We start from the raw sequence: 23,082 nt of genomic DNA on the forward strand, positions 1-23,082 counted from the left end.
CCCCCGCCGCAACCGCGGCATGATCAACAGATAGAACCCGTCCGGGAAACCGGGTCAGGCTCCGTTCCTCTGATTTGCACTTTGGTCGTCAGAGCGTCACGCCCATCTGAACACGTCGACCATACCGGTCAAGACTAAGCCTGTGTTCGACCTCGACCAGGCGCTCGTGGAACTTCGTCGCGGGCTCCTCTTCGGTGAAGCCGGCGCGCGCGTAGAACGGAGCGTTCCACGGGACGTCGGCGTAGGTGCGCAGCGTCATGCGCTTGTAGCCTCGGTGTCGAGCTTCGGACTTCGCAGCTTCGACGAGTGCGCGACCGTATCCGCGCCGCCCACGTTCCGGTAACACGGACAACTGCTCCAGATGCGCGAACCCGTCCTCGTCGAGGACGTGAACGAAGCCTACGAGCGCGCCCGATTCTTCGGCAGCGATCAGCACGAAGCCTGGTTCTGACACCCGAGAGGCGCCGACGGGCGCGGCTTCCCATGGGATAGACCCGAACCTGTCGACGAAGAGCTGGTCTGCACTGTTTTCGATGGTCTCGATCGCATCGAAGTCCTGCGGCTGCGCGGCACGAATCAGGTCGATCACGCGCCGATTCTACGAGAATCTTGCGAGCCCGCCAGCGATGGACCGGGCTGACGCTCGGCCGCGAAGAGGTGAGTGCGCGGGCACCTTCAGTGTGAAAACGGATAACGGTCTTCACCAGTATCTCCTATTGGAGGGGCGAGATTCCCCGCGACGTCGTTCTGGTGATGCGCCACCTTGGCAAGCTCGCGCGTCGACGCATCTGGGTGTGCGAGGTCGATCGGGTCGACACTCGCAGCGGCGAGGTCCGCACGCGGCGGGTTCGTCGGCGGTTCGTTTACCTCGAGGGCCGGTCCAGCGGTACGGGGTTCCTGAGCGTCAACGACGGCCCGTCGACGGCGGCGGACGTTGCCCGCATCCTGGCCTCCGACCGTGGCAGCGCTGACTCCGGCGCGCGACTCCTGCCTGCTCGTCGCGTAGTCTCCCGGCGTGGTGTCGATGGAAGATCACGTACGAGCCGGTCTGGTGTTCGCCGAGCAGATCGACGGGTACTGGGCGCTGAGCGACCAACTGCGCGGGCTGATGTTCGCAGGGCACGGTCCGGGCGGGGATGCCGGCCTCGAGGACGTGCTCCGGGCCATCGCCGCCCGCGCCACGGCGGCGGCCGATGCGGTCGCGGTCATTGCTCAGCCGCGCGACTCCTAGCGCCGCCGCGATCGCTTGTTGAGAGCGCGTGGCATGAAGTGCCGGATGCCGGCGGTTACGGCGACCAGCGCTAGCGCGATCGCGAGGTAGACCCAGTCGCCTCGCTCGACGGCGCTCACCACAGTGGGACCTCGACGGCATAGCAGTGCGTACGTGGCGAGGAAACAGGTGAGGCCTCACTCCCCTCCCGAACCCGACCGCACAGCAGACGCGAGTGACGTCAGCCACTCCGCGATTGAGCGCCTCCCGGGGTCGCTCAAGCGGTCTCGAAGCGGGCTTGACGCCGACCGCTCAGGCGATGTCGTCGCGACTCGGCGTCGATCGCAGTCCGTCCGCGTAGCCCCGCCAGTACTCGTCGCTGTGAGCACGGAAGAGTTTGTTCAACCGATATTGGTTTGCGATGCCGAGGTCATAGAAGCGTCGTCGTGGTTGGCGTCCGAAGTATGACCGCATCCCTTGGATCTGCTCACCCTTGCGACGGCCCTTGTCGTATTCGACGGTGGTCACTCGAACGACCCTCCTCACGCGTGGCGCCAACACCTGTTGGACCATCGCGAACCCTCGGCACGCGACATTGATGCCGTTTGCTCACGTTACCGGTAGAACGACTTCGTAGCGCGACAACCAAGGTTGACAACTGACAACCGCGGTTGTCAAACTCGGCGCATGCGAACAGTGCGTCCCGAGCATCGACAGCGCTTCGCGGAGTTGAGGGAGGTACGCGCCGCGGCTGTGAAGCATGCGCTCGAAGCCCGCGAGCTGTCCAAGCGGCGAGCGGAGATGATCGATGACCTGGTCGAGCTCGGGTACTCGCAAGCCGACGTGGCTCGCGAGCTCGGAGTGTCGCGCCAGTCAATACAGAAGATGCTCGCGGCCCGCTGAGCTCCGTCGTACGGGAGCTGCCGATCCGACGCACGGTGGGAAACGGATAACGCCCTGATCGGCTTCTAGCGCGTCTCCGCAGCTCTCGGTCGTCGGCTCGCGACACCGATGACCCCCCCCCCGAACAACAGGGCAATCAGCAGCCGGCACGCCGTACTCCGACCAAGATCCAGGCAGCTGAGGCCGCGCCTACGACCCCCGACTGCCTTTGACCGCGAAGTAGATGATGACTGCGACGACGACGGCAACGAGGACCCACCCGGGGATAGCAAGCCAGGACAGATCCCATGACATCGGCATCGTGTCCTGACAATCGGTGCTGGTCGCGCAGGAAGCCGGCACGAGCGTTGTGTCGTTCACCTAGGTTTCTCCCGGGTCGGCCCGCTGGTTCGCGCCGGCGAGGCGCGCCGCTCGCGATCGGGTCGCCGCCGTCAGCTGAATAGTGCTCGCCCCTCCGAAAGAAGGCAATCGGCGCGCGTCCGGAAACGGAGTGCAGGATTCTCATCCGAGTCGATGTGCATCCAGGATCCGTTCGGGCCATCGGTTGTCCTCGCTCCCGACGAGCGCAGGAGGCCCGTGGGACCCGTGGACGCGATGACCCCGATGTACCGTCGACGTCACGACCTCGAGATCCCGCTTCGCTGAGGAGACGCCCGGATGCTGATCTACTCGATGACCGCGTCGGCCGACGGCTACATCAACGACCGCGCCGGCGGCATCGACTGGACGGCGCCGAGCGACGAGCTGTTCGCGTTCCACCTCGATCGGGTGCGGACGCTCGGCGGGCACCTGATCGGCCGGAGGTTGTACGAGACGATGCTCGTGTGGGAGACGGATCCCTCGATCCGGTCCGCTCCCCTGTTCACCGAGTTCGCGGACGTCTGGACCGCGCTCCCCAAGATCGTCTTCAGCCACGGCCCGGTGGACCTGCAGGGCAACGCCCGGATGGCGTCCGCACCGCTCGCCGACGAGATCCGGAACATGCTCGACAGCACCGATCGGGACGTGGAGATCGGTGGGGCGACCCTCGCCGGCCAGGCGTTCGAGCTCGGACTGATCGACGAGGTTCGCCTGTTCCGCGCGCCGGCTGTGCTCGGCGGCGGCACGCCTTTCTTTCCGCCCGTCGCCTCTCCGGTGGTCATGGACCTGGTCGAGACGCGGCGCTTCGAGCCCGGCATCGTCTACGAGCGCTATACCTCGGCTCGCAAGGTATAGTCCCTCGCATGAGCGGCGGGACCATCACCCAGCTGCGCCGCGGCGTGGTCGGCCCCTGCATCCTGGCTCTGCTCGCCGACGGTCCCCGCTACGGACTGCAGCTCGGCCGCGAACTCGAAGCGGCGGGCGAGCTGCTCACCAGTCAGGGCACCCTGTACCCGCTGCTCAACCGGCTGAGCGAGGCGAACCTCGTGACCAGCCGGTGGGAGCTCGCGGAGGCCGAGCGCCCGCGTCGCTACTACGAGATCACGGAGGCCGGACGCCGCGAGCTCGCCGAGTTCCGTCGCGACTGGTCCGCGTTCGCCGGGTCGGTCTCCGACCTCCTCGACCGCGCCGGACCGACCGGGGAGGAGCCCGCATGACCACCACCGACGACCATCCGCTCGTCCGCGCATACCTGCGACGCTTCGATGCGGCCGCGGCCCGACTGCCCGAGTCGCGTCGCGAGCGGCTCCGTGCCGAGATCGCGGGCCACCTGCGCGAGGCCACCTCGGACGACAGCTCCGACGCGGAGGTGCGTCTTGTCCTGGCGGAGCTCGGCGATCCCGGCATGATCGTCGGCGAAGAAGCGGCTACCGAGGATCGCCCCGACGGGATCCGGCCCGCGTGGATCGCCGGCGGCGTGCTCCTGATCCTCTCCGTGGTCGTCGGCTACGCACTGCAATGGATCGACCCGCTGCCCGTCGGCATCTCCCTCACCTCGATCGCGTGGGCCGCCGGCCTCCTGGTGCTCGCGTTCGGCCGTCCGTCGGTCACGGCCCGCCGCCCGCTCGGGACCGCGGCCCTCGCCGTGCTCGCCATCTGGTCGGTGGCGGCCGGCGTCGTGTGGGATCTGATCGCTCGCACGATCGACCAGTCGGATCCCGGCGGGGCCGGCACGGCGTTCGGCCTCGTCGACACCCTCGGCGCGTTCGTGCTCGCGGCCATCGCCGTCGTCCAGATCGCGCGCATCGAGGTGGTCCCGCGTCCGTGGCGGTGGGCACCTGCGTGGGTCCTGGCGGCGGTCAGCGTCGTCTGGCTGATCAATCAGCTGGCGGGTGTCACCCTCCGCGAGAACGTGGTCGCGATAGCGGGGGGCCTCGTCGCCCTGGACGCCGTCGCAAGGATCGGCGGAGTGCTGCTCCTGGGCGCCCTCGCGATCGGCCTCGGCTCGGCGGTCCTGCGACGCCCCGAGCACGGCTAGGAACGCATCGCGGGTCCGCTCGCGTTCTCATAGGATGCTCATGACTGGCGTTCATCGCCCGTCCTTTGGGGGAATCGATGAGTCGACGTCGTCGAACGCTGGCGCGCGCCGGTCGCTGGGCCGCCGTGGTGACGGCGATGGCCGTGGTCGCCGTCGGGATCGGATCGGTGAGCGCCGCGCAGGCCGTCACCAACTACAGCGGCGCACGGCTCGCGTTCGAGCAGACGTTCTTCGCCTACGCGGCAGCCGGCGAGCTCCCCCGGTACACGTTCACCCAGGTGAGCGGCCAGAACACGCCCGTGACGTTCACGATCACGGCCCCGGATGGCGCAGTCCAGCAGACCTGCACCGTGCCTGCCTCCTCCCCCGCCAACACGACCTGCACGTCGAGCGGGCTGACGCCGAGCGTGGCCGGCGTGTGGACGATCCACTACGACCCGCACACCGACGCGCCGGCAGCCCGCTACAACTGGACGCTCGACGTCGTCGATGGGGAAGGGACCGTCATCCCCGGGCGGACCTGGGTCGAGACCTACGGGATCTACCAGTCCTCGGCCGCGAACATGCAGTTGTGGATCGGGACGCGTGAGGGCTACGTGTACAAGGCGGACTTCCGCGGCTACAACGGGCTCGGCTCCTGGATCAAGGCGAACGGCTTCGGCCTGGTGGACGCCGGAACCTGCACGCCGATCTACCACTCGGTCGAGGGAAGCATCAGCGGCGCCAACGGCACCAGCATCGATCCGCGCTATGCGTACAGCGACCAGTGCGGGGACCAGTACAAGCTGTTCCTCGAGGAACCCGATACCGACCTCCCGGCGACGGCCCTCACCCCGACCGGCACCGACTGGGTGCGTCCGGCCGTCGTGCCGCCGGCCGCGAGCAACCTCGGGCTCCAGCAGGACTCCCCGAGCTCCCGCGCCGGCGACGTCGCGTTCGACCTCGCCGGGGTCAACGGCGGGTACACCCTGCAGATCGACACGAACGACAACGGCGTCTTCACCGATCCGGTCGACCGCACGATCCCCTGGGGCAGTCCCCCTGGTCACGTCGAGGTTCCGTTCGACGGCCTGGACGGGCAGGGTGCCGCTCTCGACCCCTGCTCCGCGATGAACGCCAAGGTCGTCGTCGACCGTGTCGGGGAGGCCCACATCGTGCTCGACGACGTCGAGTCGCTGGGTACGAGCTCCGTCACCAACTACGGCATCAAGATCACGGGCGACACCCCCGGCGTGGTCGCTCCCAATCCGAAGCTGTACTGGGACGACACCACCCTCACTCCGCGCAACAGCACCGAGAAGCCGCTCCCCTACGCTGACGGCCGAGCCGGTGTCGACACCACGACGACCGTCACGGGCGCGCATGGCTGGGGCCAGTGGGGCGACACGCGCAGCATCGAGAACTGGACCTACTACCAGGCGCAGGCCGGCGGGACGTTCGCCATCCCCCCCAGCTGCACGCCGGGGATCAGCATCGTGAAGTCGGCGACCCCGGATGATCCCGCCTCCTACACGCTCAACCGGGTCATCGACTACAGCTTCGTCGTCACCAACACCGGCGACGAGCCCCTGACCGACGTGGATGTGGCGGAGACGGCCTTCAACGGCACCGGTCCGGCACCGCAACCGTCGTGCCCCGGCGGCATCCTGGCACCGCAGCAGCAGGTCACGTGCACCGCGACCTACACGCTGACGCAGCCGGATGTGGACCGCGGCCACCTCGACAACACCGCCGTCGCGAGCGGCACCGGCCAGATCAGCGGCGGTGAGGTCACGAGCGACCCCGGGAGTGTGACGATCCCGGGCGACCCCGACGCGGTCGGGTCGATCTCCCTCGCCAAGACAGCGACGCCCTCGACGGCGACCGCGGCCGGTGACACGGTGACCTTCTCCTTCGCGATCACCAACACGGGCCCCCTGACGCTGCATGATCCGCAGGTCGTCGAGTCCTCGTTCAGTGGATCCGGAGCGGTGTCGGCCCTGAGCTGCCCGCCGGAACTTGCGACGCTCATCCCGGGTGAGACCCGGACGTGCACCGCGACGTATCGGCTGACCCAGGCGGACGTGGATGCCGGGGGCGTCACGAACCGGGCCGTCGCCCGGGCACTGTCCCCCTCGGACACGCAGGTCGAGTCGAGCCCGTCGTCGGCCGCCGTCACAGTGACCGCCGACCCGGGCATCAGCCTGGTCAAGACAGCGGACCGCGCGACGGTGGCAGGTGCCGGCCAGACGATCCACTACTCGTTCGCCGTGACGAACACCGGCAACGTCTCGGTGCACGGCGTCTCGATCTCCGAGGTCGCGTTCTCGGGCGCGGGCGCGACGACGGCGGTCGACTGCCCGGCGACACCGATCGCCCCGCAGGACACCGTGGTCTGCACCGCCGATTACCGCACGCTCCAGGCCGACGTGTCCGCTGGAACGATCATCAACACCGCACAGGCGAGCGCGATCTCGCCGGCGGACGCCACACTGCAGTCCGATCCGTCGTCCGCCACGGTAACGGTCGGGCCGGCGGCCCCTGATCCGAGCTCCCCGGTGCTCGCGAGCACCGGTGGGCCGGACCTGCGGTGGATGGCTGTTCTCGCCCTGCTGTTCGCGGCAGCCGGCGGCGTGCTGATGCTGCTCACGCGGCGGCGATTCGGACGCGGCTGACTACAGCGCGTCCAGCCAGGCGCCGAAGACCCCGCGAGCGCGCTCGACGAGCTCCGGACCGACGCGCGCCGCGTCGGCGCGCACCGCCTGGATGTCGATACCGCCGAGCTCCGCCGAATGCCCGATCAGCCACTGCTCGAGCCGGCGATGATCGGTCTCGAGGTGGAACTGCAACGCGAGCACGCGGTCGCCGAGTGCGAAGGCCTGGTTCGGGCAGGCGTCGGTGCTCGCGAGCCGCACCGCGCCATCCGGGATCTGGAACATGTCGCCGTGCCAGTGCAGCACCGGGGTGTTCCCGAGCTCCCCGAGCGGTCCCGCACGACCCGCGTCGGTCAGCTGCACCGGCGCGTAGCCGATCTCGGTGGCCTGCGGCGCCACCCGCGCCCCCAGCGCGGCGGTGATGAGCTGCGCGCCGAGACAGATGCCGAGCAGCGGCGCGCCGTCGTCGAGGCGCTTGCGGATCACCGCGAGCTCCTCGTCGAGCACGGGATAGTCCGCCCGGTCGCCCACTCCGATCGGGCCGCCGAGCACCACCAGCAGATCGTCGTCGACGGCCTCGATGGAGTCGACGCCGGCATCCACGTAGCGGATGCCGAACCCGCGCTCCCGCAGCAGCGGGTCGAGCAGGCCGAGGTCCTCGAACAGGACGTGCCGGATCGCGGTGACGGTGCGCACTCCCCTACGGTGCCACGGACCGGCGCGCACCGCGCAGCTCCCAGAGTCCGCGGATCGCGGCGAACGGCTTGACGAGCACGAGCTCCCCGAACCGGTGCTCGTCCGCGCGTCGCAGCCGTGCCGCGAGGTCGGGCCGCATGCGGGCGAGATGGATGCGGGCCTTCTCGGCGTGCAGCGAGTTGGAGACGATCTTGATCTCGTCCGCGTCCTCGAGGTACGGGATCGCGTTGCGCACGTTCTCCCAGGTCGTGCGGCTCTCCCGGTCGAGCGCCACCCTCCCGCGGTATCCGAGCGCGCGGGCGTGCGCAGCCAGGAGGTCGGCCTCCGGAACGGTGCCGGCCACCGCTCCCCCGCACAGCACGAGCAGCGAGTCGGTGTCGGCGCTGCGCGACCGCAGCGCCGCGCGTACCCGGTACCGGTTCACGAGGTTGATGCGCGATCCCCGGTTGCCGAAGCCGAGGATGACGACCGCCTCCCGCCGCCTCCCCGGCGACGAGTCCCCTCCCCCGCTTGGCGGAAAGCCGCGTCGGCTGGAACGCCAGTGCACGAGCTCGCCCCACGCCAGGACGCTCGCGGCCGCCGTGACGACGAGAGCGGCCGTACGGGTTCGCATTCGTCGACGCTATGCCCCTTGACCTGCCACTTGTTATTTGCAAGTGTTGCCACATCGACATCACCAAATCACAAGGAGCAGTCGCCATGTCCCTTCTCTTCGTCAACCTCCCCGTCACCGACCTGGATCGCGCGAAGGCGTTCTACACCGCGATCGGCGGCACCGTGAACCCGCTCTTCACCGACCACAACGCCGCCTGCATCGTCGTCGACGAGGACCACAACTACTTCATGCTCCTGACCCGCGAGTTCTTCCAGACGTTCACCGACCTGCCGATCGGTGACCCCTCGACGCATGCCGCCGTCTCGACGGCGATCTTCCTCGAGAGCCGCGACGCGGTGGACGCCGCCGTCGCGAGGGGGCTCGAAGCGGGCGGCGCCGAACCGCGCCCGGCTGCGGACTACGGGTTCATGTACCAGCGTCAGCTGACCGACCCCGACGGCAACCTCCTCGAGTTCGGGTGGATGGAGCCAGCGGCGGCCGCCCAGGGCCCGGCGGCGTACGCCGCGAACCAGGCCTGAACACCCCGCCGCACATGGCCGCGCGCGATTACGGGCAGTACGACGGCATCACCCGGGCGCTCGAGCTCGCGGGAGAGCGCTGGGCGCTGCTCATCGTGCGCGACCTGCTCGTCGGGCCGCGCCGCTACGGAGAGCTCGCGGCGGGACTCCCCCGCATCCCGAGCAACATCCTGGCGGCGCGGCTCAAGGAGCTGCAGGAGGCCGGCATCATCCGCCGCGCCCCCCGATCGCGCATCATCCTGTACGAGCTCACTCCCTACGGCCGCGAGCTCGAGCCGGTCGTGCTCGCGCTCGGCGCGTGGGGCTTCCGGGCGCTCGGCGAGCCCCGCGAGGAGCAGGTCATCACGCCCGACGCGATGACCATCACGCTGCGCACGGCGTTCCGGCCATCGGCCGCCGCCGAGCTGCCGGCGACCGCCTATGCGGCGCGACTGGGCCCGCACGAGCTGCTGGTGCGAGTGGATGGGTCCGAGCTCTCCGTCGCGCGGGTGGATGCGGGCCGCGGCGATCGCGATGCCGACCTCGCCTTCGCGACGGGGCCGGGCATCCATCGCGTCATCTCCGGCGAGCTGGCACCGGACCGCGCGATCTCCACCGGGGTCGTCGAGGTGCTGCGCGGGCCCGAGAACCTGCTCGAGCGGTTCGCGAACACGTTCCACCTGGCTGCCTGACCGCTCCGAGACGGCGCGTCGCCTTGTCGAATGGGAAGGTATAGTCCTAATCTCACCGGATGTTTCCTCAGCGTCGGCCCGCGCCGCATCCGTCCCGCGCGACCCGTTCGGTTCCAGCTACGGCGCGGCCGACCGCGAGACATGGGCGTCTGCGCCGCCGGAGCCGGGCGGGCACACTGATCCGGATGGTCGCGACAGTCGTCGCGGTCGTGGCGGTGGCGAGCGTCTCCGTCGTCGCGATCGCGATCGGCCAGCTCAGCAGCACCGTCGCATCGCACACGGTGCATCTGGCCCGCGTCGGCGGCTCGGCGCCGCCGCCGAGCATCGACGCCATCAAGGGCGTCGTCAACCTTCTGATCGTCGGCTCCGACACCCGCAAAGACCAAGCGGGGTTCCAGGATGCTGCGGACCAGGCGGCATCCTCCGGCGCCGGCCACAACGACGTCACGATCCTCGTGCACATCGCTGCGGATCATCAGTCCGCGCTCCTGGTGAGCTTTCCACGCGACCTGATGATCCCCATCCCGGCCTGCCCGGATCCGAGCGGCGGGACGTACCGCGCCTCGAGCATCGCCATGTTCAACGCAACGCTCGGCCGTGGAGGCCTCTCCTGTCCGGTGCTGACGATCGAGAAGCTCACCGGGCTCGACATCCCGTATGCGGCATCCATCGACTTCGACGGCGTGGCGGCGATGGCCGACGCGGTCGGCGGGGTCACCGTGTGCGTCGCTACACCCATTCACGATCCGAACGTCGGCCTCGACCTGACAGCCGGCGAGCACACCATCTCCGGCGCGACCGCGCGCGCGTTTCTGCGGACCAGGCACGGCGTCGGCGACGGCAGCGACCTCGGCCGGATCAGCAACCAGCAGATCTACCTGTCGGCGCTGGCCCGCACGGTCAAGAGCAGCGGTGTGCTGACGAATCCCCTGAAGCTCTACGGTCTCGCGCGGGCGGCGACGTCGAACATGCAGCTCTCCGACACCCTTGCGCACCTCGACACGATGGCGGGGATCGCCCTCGCGCTGAAGAACATGCCTCTGTCGAACGTCGCGATGATCCAGTATCCGGTCGGGTCCAGTCCGCTCTATCCGAACCGGGTCGTGCCGTCGCCCGCTGCGGATGCCGTCGTCACCACCGCCTTGCAGAACGATCAGCGGGTGCAGCTGACGGGCACGACGGGGCGCGGCGCCGAGCTCGCCCCGAAGCAGAGCAGCCCTCCCCCGCCGACGCCGAGCGGCGTCAGCGCGACGCCGACCCCGACGAGTTCGGGCCCCGCCGCCGTCGCGCTGCCCGACACGGTGCAGGGTCAGAGCGCGGACCAGCAGACCTGCTCGAAGGGCAGGATCGTCCGTGGCTGATCCGCGCGGCGGCTTGGCGAACGGGAAGGTATGGTCCTACTCTCACGGAGTGCCACGTCGACGCCCCGGAGCGCTGATCCCGCTGGAGTTCCGCATCCTGGAGTGCGGGTTGGAGATGCAGACGCCGACGCACGGCTTCCACGGTTTCCTGCTCGCGAGGGCCCTGCAGGACGTGTCCGACTCGGCCTCGCTGATCGGGCACGGGACGCTCTACAAGGCGCTCGCCCGCATGGCGAAGGCCGGCCTGCTCGAGAGCGCATGGGAGGATCCAGCATCGGCCGAGGCCGAGGGGCGCCCCCGGCGTAAGAACTACCGAGTGACGCCCCAGGGCGCGACGGCCCTGGCACGGGCTCGGGCGGAGCAGCCGTCCCCGCTCGCCGCGCCGGCCCACGCAGCACGGGGCATCGCATGACCACCGTCGCCATGCGCCACGCACCCGGCCGAGCCCCGAGCTGTCGCGCGGACATCGCGATCATGCGCTGGGTCCGCTGGTACAGCCGCGACCTCGCGCCGGAGGTCCGGGACGACCGGCTCGACGAGCTCACGTCCGACCTCTGGGAGCAGCGCTCCGCCGCGCACCGGCAAGGCGCCTTCAGGGCCGGTGCCGCCATGGTCGCTCGCGCGGTCCGAGGCATCCCGGCTGACCTCGCCTGGCGTCGTGCCGAGCTTCGCGCCGACCCGGCCCTGCGCGGGGTCGCGCGAGGATGGTCCCGCGGCGGCCTGTTGACCCTCACCTATCTGGTGGCGCTCTCGGCTCTCGGGTTCGCGATCCTCGCCTGGGTCCGGATCGCCGCTGCTGCGACCCACGGGATGCTCCTGCCCTCCGCGACGACGCTCACGTCCCTCGCGATCGCGGTCGTCAGCGTCGTCGGCGGCATCATCATGCTCGGCGCGGCCCGACGGCGATGGCTCGCGGCCCTGTGGCTCGGCATGGGAACGGTGCTGACGCTCCACTTCGGGTTCCTCACGTTCTGGACGCTCAGCGTCACGGCCTACGCGCTCGTGATTCGCGCGACGATGAACGGCCCCCTCATCGCCGTGTTCTATTGGGCCGGGCTCGGCACGGTCGGCGCGTTCTTCGTCGTCGTCGCACTCGCGTGGGCTCCCGCGCGCCGACCTGTGAGGTCCTCCCGGTGAATCGCCGGATCCTGCTCAGCGTGGCGGCCGGCGGCGTGCTCGCCATCGCGGTCGCCATCGGAGCGGGCGCGGCCGCCCTCGCGATGTCGCCCATCGTTCCGGACGACTCGGCACCGCTCATCGCGCCGGCGCCGACGAGCTCTGCCACCGCGCCGGCGCCGAGCTCCGGCGGTCCGACGACCGAGGAGACCGCCCCCTTCGCTCGCGCTCTCCGCCCCGGCGAGGCGCCGGTCACCGCGGCCCGGCTCCGTACCGAAGTGCCGGCCGGCATGGCCACCGATCTGGACGATCCGCACGGCTGGCTGGCCGAGGCCGTCATCGACGTCCGGTGCATGGCGGACAAGGGCTACTACTACGACCCGTTCGACCACGGTCCCGAGTCCGACCCCTCGGACCCGTCGCTCCTGGCCTTCTTCGGCCGCACGGGTGCGGTCGACGCCTACCGTTGGCAGGACGCCGGATGCCACGGCCTCTCCGTGCACGAGACGGGAAATGATGACAACCACTGATTCCCGCCGGGCCCGAGCGCCCAGAGCGACCGGAGTCGCGTTCGCCTGCGCCGCGGTGGCGCTGCTGGTCGGGTGCAGCGCCGTTCCGATCCCGTCGGCGAGCACGCCCGTCCCGACCACGACCGGCAGCCCCACCGCGGTGGAATCCCCCGCCCCATCGACCGCCCCGACCTCGACCGGCGACCCGTCGGGCGCCTGCGATGTGCGGAACCTCCGCATGGTCTACACGCCCCACCCGCAGGACTCCGGAGCGGGGCACAGCCACTTCACACTCGTGTTCACGAACGTCGGCACGGATGCGTGCACGCTCGACGGCTACCCCGGGCTCGTCGCGATCGACGCGGACGGGGGCGTCCTCGGAGATCACGCCGGCCAGATGACGACCGGGCAGGACCAGCCGGTCCTGCTCGCGGCGGAGGGGGGAAGCGCCGACGTGGAGGTGCTGTTCACCAGTGCGGGCGTGTACGGGTGCACCGTCGTCACGGCGTACGGGCTTCGCGCCTACCTGCCGGGAACGGGCGACGGCATCTTCGCGGCGGCGGCGATCCCCGTCTGCGAGCGGAATGTCTCGCTCTTCTCCGTAGGACCCTTCCGAACCCCCTGAGACAGCGCACCGTCGGGGGCCGTGCGACACCGCGCTCTCAGCCCCGGAACGCCGCCTCGACGATCGACCGCGCGCGCGAGATGGGGATCCCGAGCGCCCGCGCCTGCTCGACAAGCGCTGCCGCCGCGCGCTGCAGTTCGGCCTCGGAGGTGTCGGATGACCAGGCGACGACCGTGCCGTTGCGGCCGTGCGTCTCGATGACGCCGGCCTGCTCGAGTTCGCGGTAGCAGCGCGCCACCGTGTTCGGGGCGAGCCCCAGGTCGTCGGCGAGCCGGCGCACGGTCGGCAGTCGCGATCCGGATGCCAGCTCTCCCTCGTGGATCTGCGCGAGCAGCTGCACCCGCAGCTGCTCGAACGGCGGCGTCGACGACCGCGGGTCGATCCGGATCATCGAAGCTCCCTCTCCTCGGATTGTGTCAACACAGAGTACCGGCGTGAGCGCCCATCCCCTACGCTGCCGTGGTGGCACGGCGCAGAGCGACGGTGCGCGCGGCCCTCCGCCGGATCGTCGCGTTCCTCATCGACTGGCTGTGCATCCTCGGCTGGGTCGCGGTCACCGCCGCCGTCGGTGTCCCCCTCTACCTCGGGGGCGTCACGCGAGGGCTCGACACGGTCGCCCTGAACGTCATCGCGACGGTCGTCCTGGTCATCCCGGTGGTCGTCGCGGCGGCGGTTTTCGAGTCGCGCCGACGTGCGGCGACCCCCGGCAAGCGCGTGCTGCACCTGGAGGTGCGCCACGGATCCCGCGCCCCCAGATTCGGCCGGGCGCTGCTGCGGAACCTCCTGAAGATCGGGGTGCCGTGGGTCATTGGGCACTCGGCCGTCTTCGTCCTCGCGACCGCCGGTCTCGCCGGCACCCCGACGCCGCCGCTCGGCTACGTGCTGCTCGTCGCCGCCTACGTGCTGCCGATCGCCTACCTCGTCAGCCTGTTCGCCGGGTCGGGTCGCGCCCTGTACGACCGGGTCGCCGGCACCCGTGTCACCCTCGTGGTCCGGTGAGGGCGGCGGAATGGAGTACTCCGTCGCGACCTACTACCGCACGTTCGCCGAGGTGGAAGCCCACGGCACATCGCCTCTCTACGAGGACTGGGCACTCGGAGTCGCCACCGAACCGGATCTGCTGGCGCTGATCGCCGCCCTCCCCCGGCCGAAGCAGCAGGCGAACCTGATATTCGCGTCCGCGCGCATGATCGGCGTGCCCGAGAGACCGTTCAGCGAGGTGCGCGACATGTTCGTCGCCGAATGGGAGGCCATTTCGGCGATCGCGTCCTCTCACGCGACGCAGACCAACGAGGCCGCTCGATGCGGCACCCTCCTACCGACGATCGCCCAGATCGAGGGCCCCGTCGCTCTGATCGAGGTGCGCGCATCGGCCGGGCTCCGCCTGCTTCCCGACCGCTACAGCTATGAACTCGTCGACGGGGCGGGCTCGCGCGCGCGGCTCGACCCGATCGACGGTCCGAGCGAGGCCCTCCTGCGCTGCGAACTCCTCGGCGAACCGTTCCCGACCCGGATGCCCGAGATCATCTGGCGGGCCGGCATCGACCTCCACCCGCTCGATCCCCGTGACACCGACGCCATCACCTGGCTCGAAACGCTCATCTGGCCGGAGCATGACGACCGGCGCACCGTACTTCGTGCGGCGGCCGGCATCGCGGCGCGGGAGATGCCGCGCGTCGTGCCGGGCGACCTGCTCGCCGAGCTGCCGCGCGTAGCCGCCGAGGCGCCCGACGACGCCACTCTCGTGGTGTTCCACTCCGCCGTGCTCGCGTATCTCGACGCGGAGCAGCGCGCGGACTTTCGCCGACTCGTCACCGGCATCCCGGCGATATGGATCGCCAATGAGGGCTCCGGCGTCACGCCAGGTGTGGCCGAACGGCTCCGTCCGGGAGCAGTGCGCCGGGGAGAGTTCGTGGTCGCCGTGGACGGCATCCCGGTCGCTGCCGCCTCGCCGCACGGCCGCTATCGACGAGCGCTGTGACCCCGCGGCGAACGTGGGCCGTGGACGGTGGGCTCGGGCGACGTCCCGATCGAGCAGGATCCGAGAAGTGCCCCGGCCGATCCCACCCGCAGAATGAGGTCATGAGCGACACGAAGAAGACCACGAAGGGTTTCAGCGCCGACGAACGCGCCGCCATGCGGCAGCGCGCGAAGGAGCTGAAGGCGCAGGAGTCCGACGCGGAGGCGCTGCAGGCCGTGCTCGACAAGATCGAATCGCTCGACGAGCCCGACCGCACCAACGCCCGCCGCATCCACGAGATCATCACGACGACCGCACCGACGTTGCGGCCGAAGCTCTTCTACGGCAGCCCCGCCTACGCCCGCCCCGACGGCAAGGTGGTCTGCTTCTACCAGGAGCGCGCCAAGTTCAAGGTGCGCTACGGCAATTTCGCCTTCTTCGAGTCGGCGCAGCTCGACGACGGCACGATGTGGCCGACCGCGTGGGCGATCACCGAGCTGAGCGCAGCCGACGAGAAGCTGGTCGCGACGATCATCGCCAAGGCCGCCGGCGACCAATAGGCGGTGGGCGTCGGGCCCGGCCGTTCAGCGGCGGATCTCGATCAGGATGACCCAGGTGTTGAGCACGGCGACCAGGAACGCGAGTGCGAAGCCCACCGCGGTCAGCACGAGCCCCGCCGTCGTGAGCCCCGCCAGCAGCAGCACGCCCCCGATCGCGCATACGAGGACCGGGATGACGCCCACGACCGCGCGGATGACGCGCTCGAACGGGGTGGTGATCTCCCCGTGGCCGCCGGCATCGCGCAGCAGGCGCACCATCGAATCCGTCGCGAATCCGACCGCGCCGAGCGAGCAGACCAGCACGACGACACCGAGCCAGACGGCGTCCAGCCCCGGGATCAGCGCGAGCACCGAGATCACGACGACGATCGACAGGCTCGAGATGGTCGCGGCCGCCCGCGACGGCATCGAGGCGATCCTGACGATCGACTCGACATTGACCGACATCGCGACGATGAGCAGCCCCACGAGGGCTGCCGACGCCCCCGCCGCGGCGGTGAAGAACGGCACCCACGTGGCGAGGTCCACGCGGTCAGCCTAGGGGCTGGCCCGGCGGCACCTGACCCGCCACGATGGGCGGATGTACATCGCGCTCGTGCTCGCGCAGACGATCGTGCTCATGGCGATCTTCGTCGCCGCGTCGATCCTGCACCGCGGATGACGGCCGACGCGCCCGGGGTCGGCCGCCGCACCCAGTCCGAGATCTTCCGGGCGGGCGTCTCGGGCATCCGGCCGCGGATCCCCACCCGCTGGGATGCGCTCGTCGAGCAGGCGCGGCGCCGACTCCCGGACGACGCGTGGGCCTACCTCGCCGGCTCGAGCGGCACCGAGGCGACCGCGGCCGCCAACGCGGCCGCGTTCGACCGCTACCGGATCGTGCCCCGGATGCTCGTCGACACCACCGGCCGCGACCTCTCGATCGAGCTTCTCGGCACGCGTCTGCCGACGCCGCTGGTGATCGCACCGGTGGGCGTGCTCGAGCTCGCGCACCGCGACGCGGATCTCGCCATCGCGCGCGCCGCGGCGGGGTTCGGCATCCCGACGGTGCTGTCGAATCAGGCGTCGATCCCGATGGAGCGCGTGGCCGCGGACCCGGAGCGGACGCGGCGCGGCGGTGGGCCGCTGTGGTTCCAGCTCTACTGGTCGAGCTCCGACGAGCTCGTCGAGAGCCTCGTGCACCGCGCCGAGGCGATCGGCGCGACCGCGCTCGTCGTGACGCTCGACACGACCCAGCTCGGGTGGCGCCCCCGCGATCTCGACCGCGCCTTCCTGCCGTTCATCCGCGGCATGGGCATCGCGCAGTACACGAGCGACCCGGTCTTTCAGCGGCTGTCCCGCGACCGGCCGCCGTCGACCGAGAGCACGCGCATCACGCCGTCCGCGATCCGCACGCTGCTCGGGCTCCGACGCCGCCGCGTCGCCCCCCGCGACGTCCAGACCTTCCTCGACGTCTTCTCCCGCTCCGACCTCACCTGGACGCACCTGGCGTGGCTGCGTTCGATCACCACGTTGCCGATCCTGCTCAAGGGGATCCAGCATCCGGATGACGCCCGCCGAGCCCTCGACGCCGGCGTCGACGGCGTCTGGGTCTCCAACCACGCCGGCCGCCAGGTCGACGGTGCGATCGCCTCCCTCGACGCCCTGCCGCTCGTGGCCGATGCGATCGGCGGATCGGCGCCCATCGTCTTCGACAGCGGGGTGCGCGGCGGCGCCGACGTGCTGCGCGCGCTGGCGCTCGGGGCCACGGCCGTCGCCGTCGCGCATCCGTGGATCTACGGCCTCGCCATCGCCGGCGAGGAGGGCGCCCGCGAGGCCCTTCGCAACGTGCTCGCCGAGTTCGATCTGACTCTCGGGTTGAGCGGCCACCGGTCCCCCGCCGAGCTGGACCGCGACAGCCTCGCGATCACTCCACCAGGAGGCGATGCGCCGTCCCCGCATCGATGACGAGGTCGGTCACGAATCGCCCGGCCAGCGCCCCGCGGATGCTCGGCAGCTTCGACTCCCCCGAGACGACGCAGACCCGCCGCGGCACCCGGCGCAGCTCCTCCGGCTCCGGGCCGGTCGCGCGCTCGTTGAGCGGGATGCCGTCCGTGCTCCCGTCCTCGCGGTAGAAGACCGTCGCGATGTCGCCCACGACGCCGTGGTTCTGCAGCGACCGCAGCTCGTCGTCGTCGAGGTACCCGGCCGTGTACACGTGGCTCGGCAACGTGCCGCCGGGGGCCCCGAGCCCGAACAGGGCGACGTCGATCCGCCGCTGCATGTCGAGCACGCGGCGCACGCTCCGCTCCCTCCACATCGCCGCCTTCGCCTCCGCGTGATCGAAGAACGCGGGCACCGGGAACTGCTGCACCACCGCGCCGAAGGCGTCGGCGAAGCGCTGCAGGATCTCGCTCGCGTAGATGATGCCCGTCGTGTGCGGGTTGCCCGCGCCGTTGAGCTGCACGATCTGCGCATTGTGGGTCGGCTTCTCGACCAGGTGCCGGCTCACGGCGCTCATCGTCGCGCCCCAGGCGATGCCCATCGCCATGTTCGAGTCCATGTACTGGCCGATGATCCGCGCGGTGTACAGGGCCACCCGTTCTCGGCGATCCACGTCGGAGGTGTCGTCCGGCATCGGCACGACGTGCACGACCACCCCGTACCGGCGGCGCAGCTCGCGCTCCAGCCGGCTCGGCATGTCCTGTGGCGACCGCACCCGGATCTCGACCAGCCCGGTGTCCCGAGCGGAGGAGAGCAGGCGCGACACCGACGATCGCGAGACGCCGAGCTCGTGCGCGATGGCATCCATGGTGAGGTCCTGCTGGTAGTAGAGGCGCGCCGCCGTCAGCGCGTCGCGGGTTCGGGCGTCCGCCGCTTGGTCGAGAGTCACGGCACCATTCTGCACATATGTGCACGCCCCTCGGCAGAAACGTGCGCGGGGAGCGAGACTGGGGTGGATCACCCGAACGGAGCAGCATGCCGCGCACCACCTCCACCCCCGTCCCGCGTCCGCAGGTCGACGCGCTGACCTCGCGGCCCACGGCCGACGTGGTGGTGATCGGCGGGGGCATCAACGGGATCGCGACGTTCCGCGACCTGGCGCTGCAGGGGGTGGATGTCGTGCTCGTCGAGCGCGGCGACTGGGCGTCGGGCGCATCGTCCGCCTCCTCGCACATGATCCACGGCGGCGTGCGCTACCTCGAGAACGGCGAGTTCCGGCTCGTGCGCGAGGCCGTGCAGGAGCGCAACCGGCTGTTGCGCAACGCACGGCACTACGTGCATCCGCTGCCGACGACCATCCCGATCTTCTCCACCTTCTCCGGCCTGCTGGCCGCGCCGCTGCGCTTCCTCACCCACCGGCAGCGTTCGACGCGCGAGCGCGGCGCGTTGCTCATCAAGCTCGGTCTCACGATCTACGACGGGTTCTCGCGCGACGGCGGCACCCAGCCACGCCACCGCTTCCTCGGCCGCCGCAAGGCGCTCGCCGAGATGCCGGAGCTGAACCCGGACCTCAAGTACACGGCCACCTACTTCGACGCGTCGATGCACGACCCGGAGCGCCTCGCGCTCGACGTACTGCTCGACGGGATCGCCGCCGGCGGGCGCGCCGCCAACTACGTCGAGGCGATCGGCGCATCCGCCGACGGCGCCGGCATCCGGGTGCGCGACCTCGCCGATGGCGCCGAGTTCGACCTCGCCGCCCGCGTCGTCGTCAACGCCTCGGGACCGTGGACCGACCTCACCAACGACGCCCTCGGCCGACCGACCCGGTACATGGGCGGCACCAAGGGCTCGCACATCGTGCTCAACCACGCCGAGCTCCTGGCGGCGACCCACGGACGCGAGCTGTTCTTCGAGAACGACGACGGCCGGATCGTGCTCATCTACCCGCTCAAGGGCCGGGTCATGGTCGGCACGACCGACATCGACGCCGACCCGCGCGAGCCCGCGGTGTGCACCGAGGAGGAGGTCGACTACTTCTTCGGTCTCGTGCACCACGTGCTGCCGGGCATCCGCCTCGATCGCTCGCAGATCGTCTACAAGTTCGCCGGCATCCGGCCCCTGCCGCACCACGACGACGAGGCGCCCGGCTTCGTCTCGCGGGACTACCGCATCGAGCCGACCGAACTCGGTGGCGGCCGGCTGCTGCTGAGCCTCGTCGGCGGCAAGTGGACGACCTTCCGCGCCCTCGGCGCGCACATGGCCGACCTGGTGCTCGACCGGCTCGGGATGCCGCGGCGCACCGGCACCGAGAATCTCGCGATCGGCGGAGGCGCCGGCTTCCCGGCCGCCGACGGCGCCCGGGATACCTGGATCGCCGAGCACGCGGGTCGTGTCGATGCGCGCCGCGCCGGCCGGCTGCTCGCCCGCTACGGCACGCGGGCGGTCGACGTCATGGCCGCGCTCGGCGACGACGACGTCATGCTGGCCCACCTCGAGGGGTACTCGCGCGACGAGGTGCGCCACGTCGCCCGAACGGAGCACGTGGTGCATCTCGGCGACCTCGTCTACCGCCGCACCAGCGCGGCCTTCGCGGGGGTCGTCACCGCCGATCTTCTCGACGAGCTCGCGGAGATCGCGGGCGACGCGCTCGGCTGGTCCCGGCAGCGCCGTGCGCGCGAGGTGGCCGAGGCGACCGCCGACCTCGCCGCGCGGCACGACGTGACGCTCGCGGGTGCGCCCGCCCGGGCGGACTGACCCGCCTCAGGCGCCGGCGGCCGCCAGCCAGGCGTCGAGCTTGGCCGTCGCGGCACCGGAGTCGATCGCCTCGGCGGCCACCGCGATCTGCTCGCGGAAGCGCTCCCGGATGTCGCGCTCGCCGTCGAGGTGATCGTGGGCGAGCCGCCACGCGATCAGCCCGGCGGCGGCGTTCAGCAGCACGATGTCCCGCACCGCACCGTGATCGCCCGCCAGCGCCCGGCGCACGATCGCGGCGTTGTGCGCCGCGTCCCCGCCGCGTAGATCGTCGAGCGACGCGCGCGGCAGCCCGACGTCGGCCGGGTCGAGGTCGTGCTCGGTGACCGAGCCCCGCGAGACCTCCCACAGGTGGCTGTGCCCGGTCGTCGACAGCTCGTCGAGCCCGTCGTCGCCGCGGAACACGAGCGCCGTGGCACCACGGGTCTGGAAGACGCCCACGACGAGGGGCACCTTGTCGAGCGCGGCCACACCGACCGCCGAGGCCTCCGGGCGCGCGGGGTTGCACAGCGGCCCGAGGAAGTTGAAGACGGTCGGGATGCCGAGCTCGGCCCGCGTGGGGCCCGCGTTCTTGAACCCCGGGTGGAAGAACGACGCGAACGCGAAGGTGATGCCGACCTCGTCGAGCACCCGCGCCACGCGTTCCGGATCCAGCTGCATGTCGAGCCCCAGCGCGGCGAGCACGTCCGACGATCCGGATGCCGAGGACGCCGCGCGGTTCCCGTGCTTCACGACCCGCGCGCCGGCCGCCGCGGCGACGATCGCGGCCATCGTCGAGACGTTGACGGTCCCCAAGCGGTCGCCCCCGGTGCCGACGATGTCGAGCGCCATCGGGTCGACATCCAGTGGGAGCGCGTGCGCCAGCACGGCGTCGCGGAAGCCCACGATCTCATCCACCGTCTCGCCCTTGGCGCGCAGCGCCACGAGCAGGCCCGACAGCTGCGACGGCGTCGCGCGACCCGCCATGACCTCCTCCATCGCCCAGGAGGCCTCGGCGATCGAGAGGTCGGCACCGGCGAGCAACTGGGTGAGGATGGCCGGCCAGGCCAGTTCGGTGGGCATGGCCACGATGTTATTGGCCCGACATCGCTCTGCGGCCCCCGGCGAGGCGAATGGCCCTCAGGGGTGATCGCATCGGCCATAATGGACAACGTGAGTTCGACGTCGTTGGCCCCCTCGAGCGCCCCGGTCATCAACCGGCCCAACGTCACGCAGGTGGGCGTCATCGTCTGGCTCGGCAGCGAGGTCATGTTCTTCGCCGGCCTGTTCGCGATCTACTTCACGCTCCGGTCGACGTCCCCCGGGCTGTGGGAGCACCAGACGGCCAAGCTCGAGGTGCCGTATGCGCTCGTCAACACGCTGATCCTGGTCGCCTCGTCATTCACCTGCCAGGCGGGCGTCTTCGCCGCCGAGCGGTTGCAGGCCCGCCGCACCGGATCCGTGCTCCAGTTCTGGAAGTGGGGCACGGTCGAGTGGTTCTACCTGACATTCGCCATGGGCGCGGTCTTCGTCACCGGTCAGGTGTTCGAGTACGCGAACCTCGTCACCGAGCACGTCGACTTCACCGGTGACTCCTACGGGTCGGCCTTCTACCTGACCACCGGGTTCCACGCGATGCACGTGACGGGCGGCCTCATCGCCTTCCTGCTCACGATCGGCCGGATCTTCGCGGTCAAGAACTTCACGCACAAGGAGGCGACCACCGCCATCGTCGTGTCGTACTACTGGCACTTCGTCGACGTGGTGTGGATCGGCCTGTTCCTCGTGATCTACGTCCTCAAGTAACCCGCATGGCCCGCAGATCGGATTCATCCCGCACCATGGCGACCTCCGTACCCACCTCCTCTCGGCGCAAGACCGGGCGGCGCTCGCCGCTGGCCTCGGTCGCCCTGCTGCTGATCGGCCTGCTCGCGACGGGCGGCGCCTACGCGGCGTTCACGACGAGCGCGAGCGCGTCGACTCCCGCTTCCGAGCAGGCGCAGGTGTCGGAGGGCAAGAAGCTGTTCGAAGCGAACTGCGCCACCTGCCACGGCCTCGGAGCGGTCGGCACGGCGGGGGTCGCGCCCAGCCTCGTCGGCGTCGGCCCCGCGGCCGTCGACTTCCAGGTCGGCACCGGCCGGATGCCGATGGCGGCCTCGGGCCCCCAGGCCGAGCAGAAGCCGACCCAGTTCACCAACACGCAGATCGCCGCGCTGGCCGCGTACGTCGGCTCGCTCGCCCCCGGGCCCGCGATCCCCTCGGCCGACAGCCTCAAGGGCGGGAACGTGTCCACGGGCGCGGAGCTCTTCCGCGTGAACTGCGCGATGTGCCACAACGTCGCCGGCGCCGGCGGCGCCCTCACCGAGGGCAAGTACGCGCCGCCGCTCACGGGCGTGACCGCCAAGCACGTGTACGAGGCCATGGTCACGGGGCCGCAGAACATGCCCGTGTTCAACAACCTCAATATCACCCCCAAGGACAAGGCGGCGATCGTCGCCTACCTGCAGTACCTCGACAGCCACCCCTCGCCGGGCGGCCTGGACCTCGGCAACCTCGGTCCGGTGTCGGAGGGCCTGTTCGTCTGGATCTTCGCACTCGGCGCGATCGTCGTGGTCACCATCTGGCTGACCGCGAAGCCGAACTAGCGGCTCGG

Annotated in this window: 28 protein-coding genes; 20 read left to right on the forward strand and 8 right to left on the reverse strand. The window is 70.5% G+C overall.

Annotated elements, in window-relative coordinates; all coding sequences use genetic code 11:
- Positions 1-88: 88 nt before the first annotated feature.
- The gene (locus ABD285_RS16245) at positions 89-589 is read right to left on the reverse strand and encodes a GNAT family N-acetyltransferase (protein ID WP_284252048.1); all 501 of its coding nucleotides are present in this window, start codon (positions 587-589) and stop codon (positions 89-91) included.
- A 426-nt stretch (positions 590-1,015) separates the two neighbouring features.
- On the opposite strand from ABD285_RS16245, the gene ABD285_RS16250 reads away from it, so the two are divergent.
- Positions 1,016-1,231, forward strand: a complete 216-nt coding sequence (locus ABD285_RS16250) for a hypothetical protein (RefSeq protein ID WP_284252050.1) — start codon at positions 1,016-1,018, stop codon at positions 1,229-1,231.
- Between the two features lie 291 nt (positions 1,232-1,522).
- Here the strand turns inward: ABD285_RS16250 and ABD285_RS16255 are convergent, their stop codons facing one another.
- A complete protein-coding gene (locus tag ABD285_RS16255; protein WP_284252051.1) occupies positions 1,523-1,738 on the reverse strand; it encodes a hypothetical protein in 216 nt (71 codons plus the stop codon).
- 225 nt (positions 1,739-1,963) lie between these two features.
- Here ABD285_RS16255 and ABD285_RS16260 point away from each other — a divergent pair, with 225 nt between their 5' ends.
- The 5 genes from ABD285_RS16260 (at position 1,964) to ABD285_RS16280 (ending at position 7,165) form a co-directional block, all read left to right on the forward strand.
- Positions 1,964-2,113 carry a helix-turn-helix domain-containing protein gene (locus ABD285_RS16260; RefSeq protein ID WP_344203581.1) on the forward strand — a complete coding sequence of 50 codons (150 nt, stop codon included), beginning with the start codon at positions 1,964-1,966 and terminating at the stop codon, positions 2,111-2,113.
- A 657-nt stretch (positions 2,114-2,770) separates the two neighbouring features.
- Complete coding sequence (locus ABD285_RS16265; RefSeq protein WP_284252056.1) at positions 2,771-3,328, forward strand: dihydrofolate reductase family protein; 558 nt, start codon at positions 2,771-2,773, stop codon at positions 3,326-3,328.
- 8 nt (positions 3,329-3,336) lie between these two features.
- A complete protein-coding gene (locus ABD285_RS16270; protein WP_284252057.1) occupies positions 3,337-3,690 on the forward strand; it encodes a PadR family transcriptional regulator in 354 nt (117 codons plus the stop codon).
- Positions 3,687-4,511: an HAAS signaling domain-containing protein gene (locus ABD285_RS16275; RefSeq protein ID WP_344203583.1), complete on the forward strand. Its 825-nt coding sequence runs from the start codon at positions 3,687-3,689 to the stop codon at positions 4,509-4,511. The genes ABD285_RS16270 and ABD285_RS16275 overlap by 4 nt, the downstream gene beginning before the upstream one ends.
- Positions 4,512-4,588: 77 nt before the next feature.
- Positions 4,589-7,165, forward strand: a complete 2,577-nt coding sequence (locus ABD285_RS16280; RefSeq protein WP_344203585.1) for a DUF7507 domain-containing protein — start codon at positions 4,589-4,591, stop codon at positions 7,163-7,165.
- Here the strand turns inward: ABD285_RS16280 and ABD285_RS16285 are convergent, their stop codons facing one another.
- Positions 7,166-7,840, reverse strand: coding sequence for a glutamine amidotransferase (locus tag ABD285_RS16285; RefSeq protein WP_284252067.1), 675 nt, complete (start codon positions 7,838-7,840; stop codon positions 7,166-7,168).
- A 4-nt stretch (positions 7,841-7,844) separates the two neighbouring features.
- Positions 7,845-8,453, reverse strand: coding sequence for a YdcF family protein (locus tag ABD285_RS16290; RefSeq protein WP_344203589.1), 609 nt, complete (start codon positions 8,451-8,453; stop codon positions 7,845-7,847).
- 86 nt (positions 8,454-8,539) lie between these two features.
- On the opposite strand from ABD285_RS16290, the gene ABD285_RS16295 reads away from it, so the two are divergent.
- From ABD285_RS16295 to ABD285_RS16325, 7 genes are all read left to right on the forward strand, one after another.
- Positions 8,540-8,974 (forward strand): VOC family protein, encoded by a 435-nt coding sequence (locus tag ABD285_RS16295; protein WP_284252071.1) that lies wholly within the window; start codon positions 8,540-8,542, stop codon positions 8,972-8,974.
- Positions 8,975-8,988: 14 nt separating this feature from the next.
- Positions 8,989-9,645 (forward strand): winged helix-turn-helix transcriptional regulator, encoded by a 657-nt coding sequence (locus ABD285_RS16300; RefSeq protein WP_344203593.1) that lies wholly within the window; start codon positions 8,989-8,991, stop codon positions 9,643-9,645.
- A gap of 185 nt (positions 9,646-9,830) precedes the next feature.
- Positions 9,831-11,006, forward strand: coding sequence for an LCP family protein (locus ABD285_RS16305; protein ID WP_284252073.1), 1,176 nt, complete (start codon positions 9,831-9,833; stop codon positions 11,004-11,006).
- A 49-nt stretch (positions 11,007-11,055) separates the two neighbouring features.
- A complete protein-coding gene (locus ABD285_RS16310) occupies positions 11,056-11,418 on the forward strand; it encodes a PadR family transcriptional regulator (RefSeq protein ID WP_284252074.1) in 363 nt (120 codons plus the stop codon).
- Positions 11,415-12,143, forward strand: a complete 729-nt coding sequence (locus ABD285_RS16315; RefSeq protein WP_284252078.1) for a hypothetical protein — start codon at positions 11,415-11,417, stop codon at positions 12,141-12,143. Before ABD285_RS16310 ends, ABD285_RS16315 begins: the two co-directional genes overlap by 4 nt.
- Positions 12,140-12,652, forward strand: a complete 513-nt coding sequence (locus tag ABD285_RS16320; protein ID WP_284252080.1) for a hypothetical protein — start codon at positions 12,140-12,142, stop codon at positions 12,650-12,652. Before ABD285_RS16315 ends, ABD285_RS16320 begins: the two co-directional genes overlap by 4 nt.
- A 55-nt stretch (positions 12,653-12,707) precedes the next feature.
- A complete protein-coding gene (locus ABD285_RS16325; RefSeq protein WP_344203598.1) occupies positions 12,708-13,256 on the forward strand; it encodes a DUF4232 domain-containing protein in 549 nt (182 codons plus the stop codon).
- Between the two features lie 37 nt (positions 13,257-13,293).
- Here the strand turns inward: ABD285_RS16325 and ABD285_RS16330 are convergent, their stop codons facing one another.
- Positions 13,294-13,647, reverse strand: a complete 354-nt coding sequence (locus ABD285_RS16330) for a GntR family transcriptional regulator (RefSeq protein ID WP_284252084.1) — start codon at positions 13,645-13,647, stop codon at positions 13,294-13,296.
- Between the two features lie 71 nt (positions 13,648-13,718).
- Between ABD285_RS16330 and ABD285_RS16335 the strand changes: the two genes are divergently transcribed.
- The 3 genes from ABD285_RS16335 to ABD285_RS16345 all read left to right on the forward strand — a co-directional run bounded on the left by ABD285_RS16335 (position 13,719) and on the right by ABD285_RS16345 (position 15,776).
- Positions 13,719-14,255: an RDD family protein gene (locus ABD285_RS16335; RefSeq protein ID WP_344203601.1), complete on the forward strand. Its 537-nt coding sequence runs from the start codon at positions 13,719-13,721 to the stop codon at positions 14,253-14,255.
- A gap of 10 nt (positions 14,256-14,265) precedes the next feature.
- Complete coding sequence (locus ABD285_RS16340; protein WP_344203603.1) at positions 14,266-15,237, forward strand: DUF2332 domain-containing protein; 972 nt, start codon at positions 14,266-14,268, stop codon at positions 15,235-15,237.
- A 101-nt stretch (positions 15,238-15,338) separates the two neighbouring features.
- The gene (locus ABD285_RS16345; protein WP_284252090.1) at positions 15,339-15,776 is read left to right on the forward strand and encodes a hypothetical protein; all 438 of its coding nucleotides are present in this window, start codon (positions 15,339-15,341) and stop codon (positions 15,774-15,776) included.
- Positions 15,777-15,800: 24 nt separating this feature from the next.
- On the opposite strand, the gene ABD285_RS16350 is transcribed toward ABD285_RS16345, so the two are convergent.
- The gene (locus ABD285_RS16350; protein ID WP_284252092.1) at positions 15,801-16,304 is read right to left on the reverse strand and encodes a hypothetical protein; all 504 of its coding nucleotides are present in this window, start codon (positions 16,302-16,304) and stop codon (positions 15,801-15,803) included.
- A gap of 129 nt (positions 16,305-16,433) precedes the next feature.
- Here ABD285_RS16350 and ABD285_RS16355 point away from each other — a divergent pair, with 129 nt between their 5' ends.
- On the forward strand, positions 16,434-17,720 hold the full coding sequence (locus ABD285_RS16355; RefSeq protein ID WP_344203606.1) for an alpha-hydroxy-acid oxidizing protein: 1,287 nt from the start codon (positions 16,434-16,436) through the stop codon (positions 17,718-17,720).
- Here ABD285_RS16355 and ABD285_RS16360 read toward each other — a convergent pair.
- Positions 17,680-18,645: a sugar-binding transcriptional regulator gene (locus tag ABD285_RS16360; protein WP_344203608.1), complete on the reverse strand. Its 966-nt coding sequence runs from the start codon at positions 18,643-18,645 to the stop codon at positions 17,680-17,682. The two genes, ABD285_RS16355 and ABD285_RS16360, sit on opposite strands and share 41 nt — an antisense overlap.
- Positions 18,646-18,731: 86 nt before the next feature.
- Here ABD285_RS16360 and ABD285_RS16365 point away from each other — a divergent pair, with 86 nt between their 5' ends.
- Positions 18,732-20,453: a glycerol-3-phosphate dehydrogenase/oxidase gene (locus ABD285_RS16365; protein ID WP_284252094.1), complete on the forward strand. Its 1,722-nt coding sequence runs from the start codon at positions 18,732-18,734 to the stop codon at positions 20,451-20,453.
- A gap of 6 nt (positions 20,454-20,459) precedes the next feature.
- Here the strand turns inward: ABD285_RS16365 and trpD are convergent, their stop codons facing one another.
- The gene (gene trpD, locus ABD285_RS16370) at positions 20,460-21,512 is read right to left on the reverse strand and encodes an anthranilate phosphoribosyltransferase (RefSeq protein ID WP_284252096.1); all 1,053 of its coding nucleotides are present in this window, start codon (positions 21,510-21,512) and stop codon (positions 20,460-20,462) included.
- An 81-nt stretch (positions 21,513-21,593) separates the two neighbouring features.
- Here trpD and ctaE point away from each other — a divergent pair, with 81 nt between their 5' ends.
- Both ctaE and qcrC read left to right on the forward strand, forming a co-directional pair.
- Complete coding sequence (gene ctaE, locus ABD285_RS16375) at positions 21,594-22,235, forward strand: aa3-type cytochrome oxidase subunit III (protein WP_284252098.1); 642 nt, start codon at positions 21,594-21,596, stop codon at positions 22,233-22,235.
- Between the two features lie 35 nt (positions 22,236-22,270).
- On the forward strand, positions 22,271-23,074 hold the full coding sequence (qcrC, locus tag ABD285_RS16380) for a cytochrome bc1 complex diheme cytochrome c subunit (RefSeq protein ID WP_284252099.1): 804 nt from the start codon (positions 22,271-22,273) through the stop codon (positions 23,072-23,074).
- The last annotated feature ends 8 nt before the right edge of the window (positions 23,075-23,082 follow it).

The organism is Pseudolysinimonas kribbensis (assembly GCF_039531715.1).
Classification (GTDB): Bacteria; Actinomycetota; Actinomycetes; order Actinomycetales; family Microbacteriaceae; genus Pseudolysinimonas; species Pseudolysinimonas kribbensis.

Bases quoted from the DNA above. Each gene is read 5' to 3' on its own strand.
- ABD285_RS16265 (WP_284252056.1), top strand. From the start codon at position 2,771: ATGCTGATCTACTCGATGACCGCGTCGGCCGACGGCTACATCAACGAC.
- ABD285_RS16270 (WP_284252057.1), top strand. From the start codon at position 3,337: ATGAGCGGCGGGACCATCACCCAGCTGCGCCGCGGCGTGGTCGGCCCC.
- ABD285_RS16275 (WP_344203583.1), top strand. From the start codon at position 3,687: ATGACCACCACCGACGACCATCCGCTCGTCCGCGCATACCTGCGACGC.
- ABD285_RS16280 (WP_344203585.1), top strand. From the start codon at position 4,589: ATGAGTCGACGTCGTCGAACGCTGGCGCGCGCCGGTCGCTGGGCCGCC.
- ABD285_RS16290 (WP_344203589.1), bottom strand. From the start codon at position 8,453: ATGCGAACCCGTACGGCCGCTCTCGTCGTCACGGCGGCCGCGAGCGTC.
- ABD285_RS16295 (WP_284252071.1), top strand. From the start codon at position 8,540: ATGTCCCTTCTCTTCGTCAACCTCCCCGTCACCGACCTGGATCGCGCG.
- ABD285_RS16300 (WP_344203593.1), top strand. From the start codon at position 8,989: ATGGCCGCGCGCGATTACGGGCAGTACGACGGCATCACCCGGGCGCTC.
- ABD285_RS16305 (WP_284252073.1), top strand. From the start codon at position 9,831: ATGGTCGCGACAGTCGTCGCGGTCGTGGCGGTGGCGAGCGTCTCCGTC.
- ABD285_RS16315 (WP_284252078.1), top strand. From the start codon at position 11,415: ATGACCACCGTCGCCATGCGCCACGCACCCGGCCGAGCCCCGAGCTGT.
- ABD285_RS16330 (WP_284252084.1), bottom strand. From the start codon at position 13,647: ATGATCCGGATCGACCCGCGGTCGTCGACGCCGCCGTTCGAGCAGCTG.
- ABD285_RS16340 (WP_344203603.1), top strand. From the start codon at position 14,266: ATGGAGTACTCCGTCGCGACCTACTACCGCACGTTCGCCGAGGTGGAA.
- ABD285_RS16345 (WP_284252090.1), top strand. From the start codon at position 15,339: ATGAGCGACACGAAGAAGACCACGAAGGGTTTCAGCGCCGACGAACGC.
- ABD285_RS16355 (WP_344203606.1), top strand. From the start codon at position 16,434: ATGACGGCCGACGCGCCCGGGGTCGGCCGCCGCACCCAGTCCGAGATC.
- ABD285_RS16365 (WP_284252094.1), top strand. From the start codon at position 18,732: ATGCCGCGCACCACCTCCACCCCCGTCCCGCGTCCGCAGGTCGACGCG.
- trpD (WP_284252096.1), bottom strand. From the start codon at position 21,512: ATGCCCACCGAACTGGCCTGGCCGGCCATCCTCACCCAGTTGCTCGCC.
- ctaE (WP_284252098.1), top strand. From the start codon at position 21,594: ATGGACAACGTGAGTTCGACGTCGTTGGCCCCCTCGAGCGCCCCGGTC.
- qcrC (WP_284252099.1), top strand. From the start codon at position 22,271: ATGGCGACCTCCGTACCCACCTCCTCTCGGCGCAAGACCGGGCGGCGC.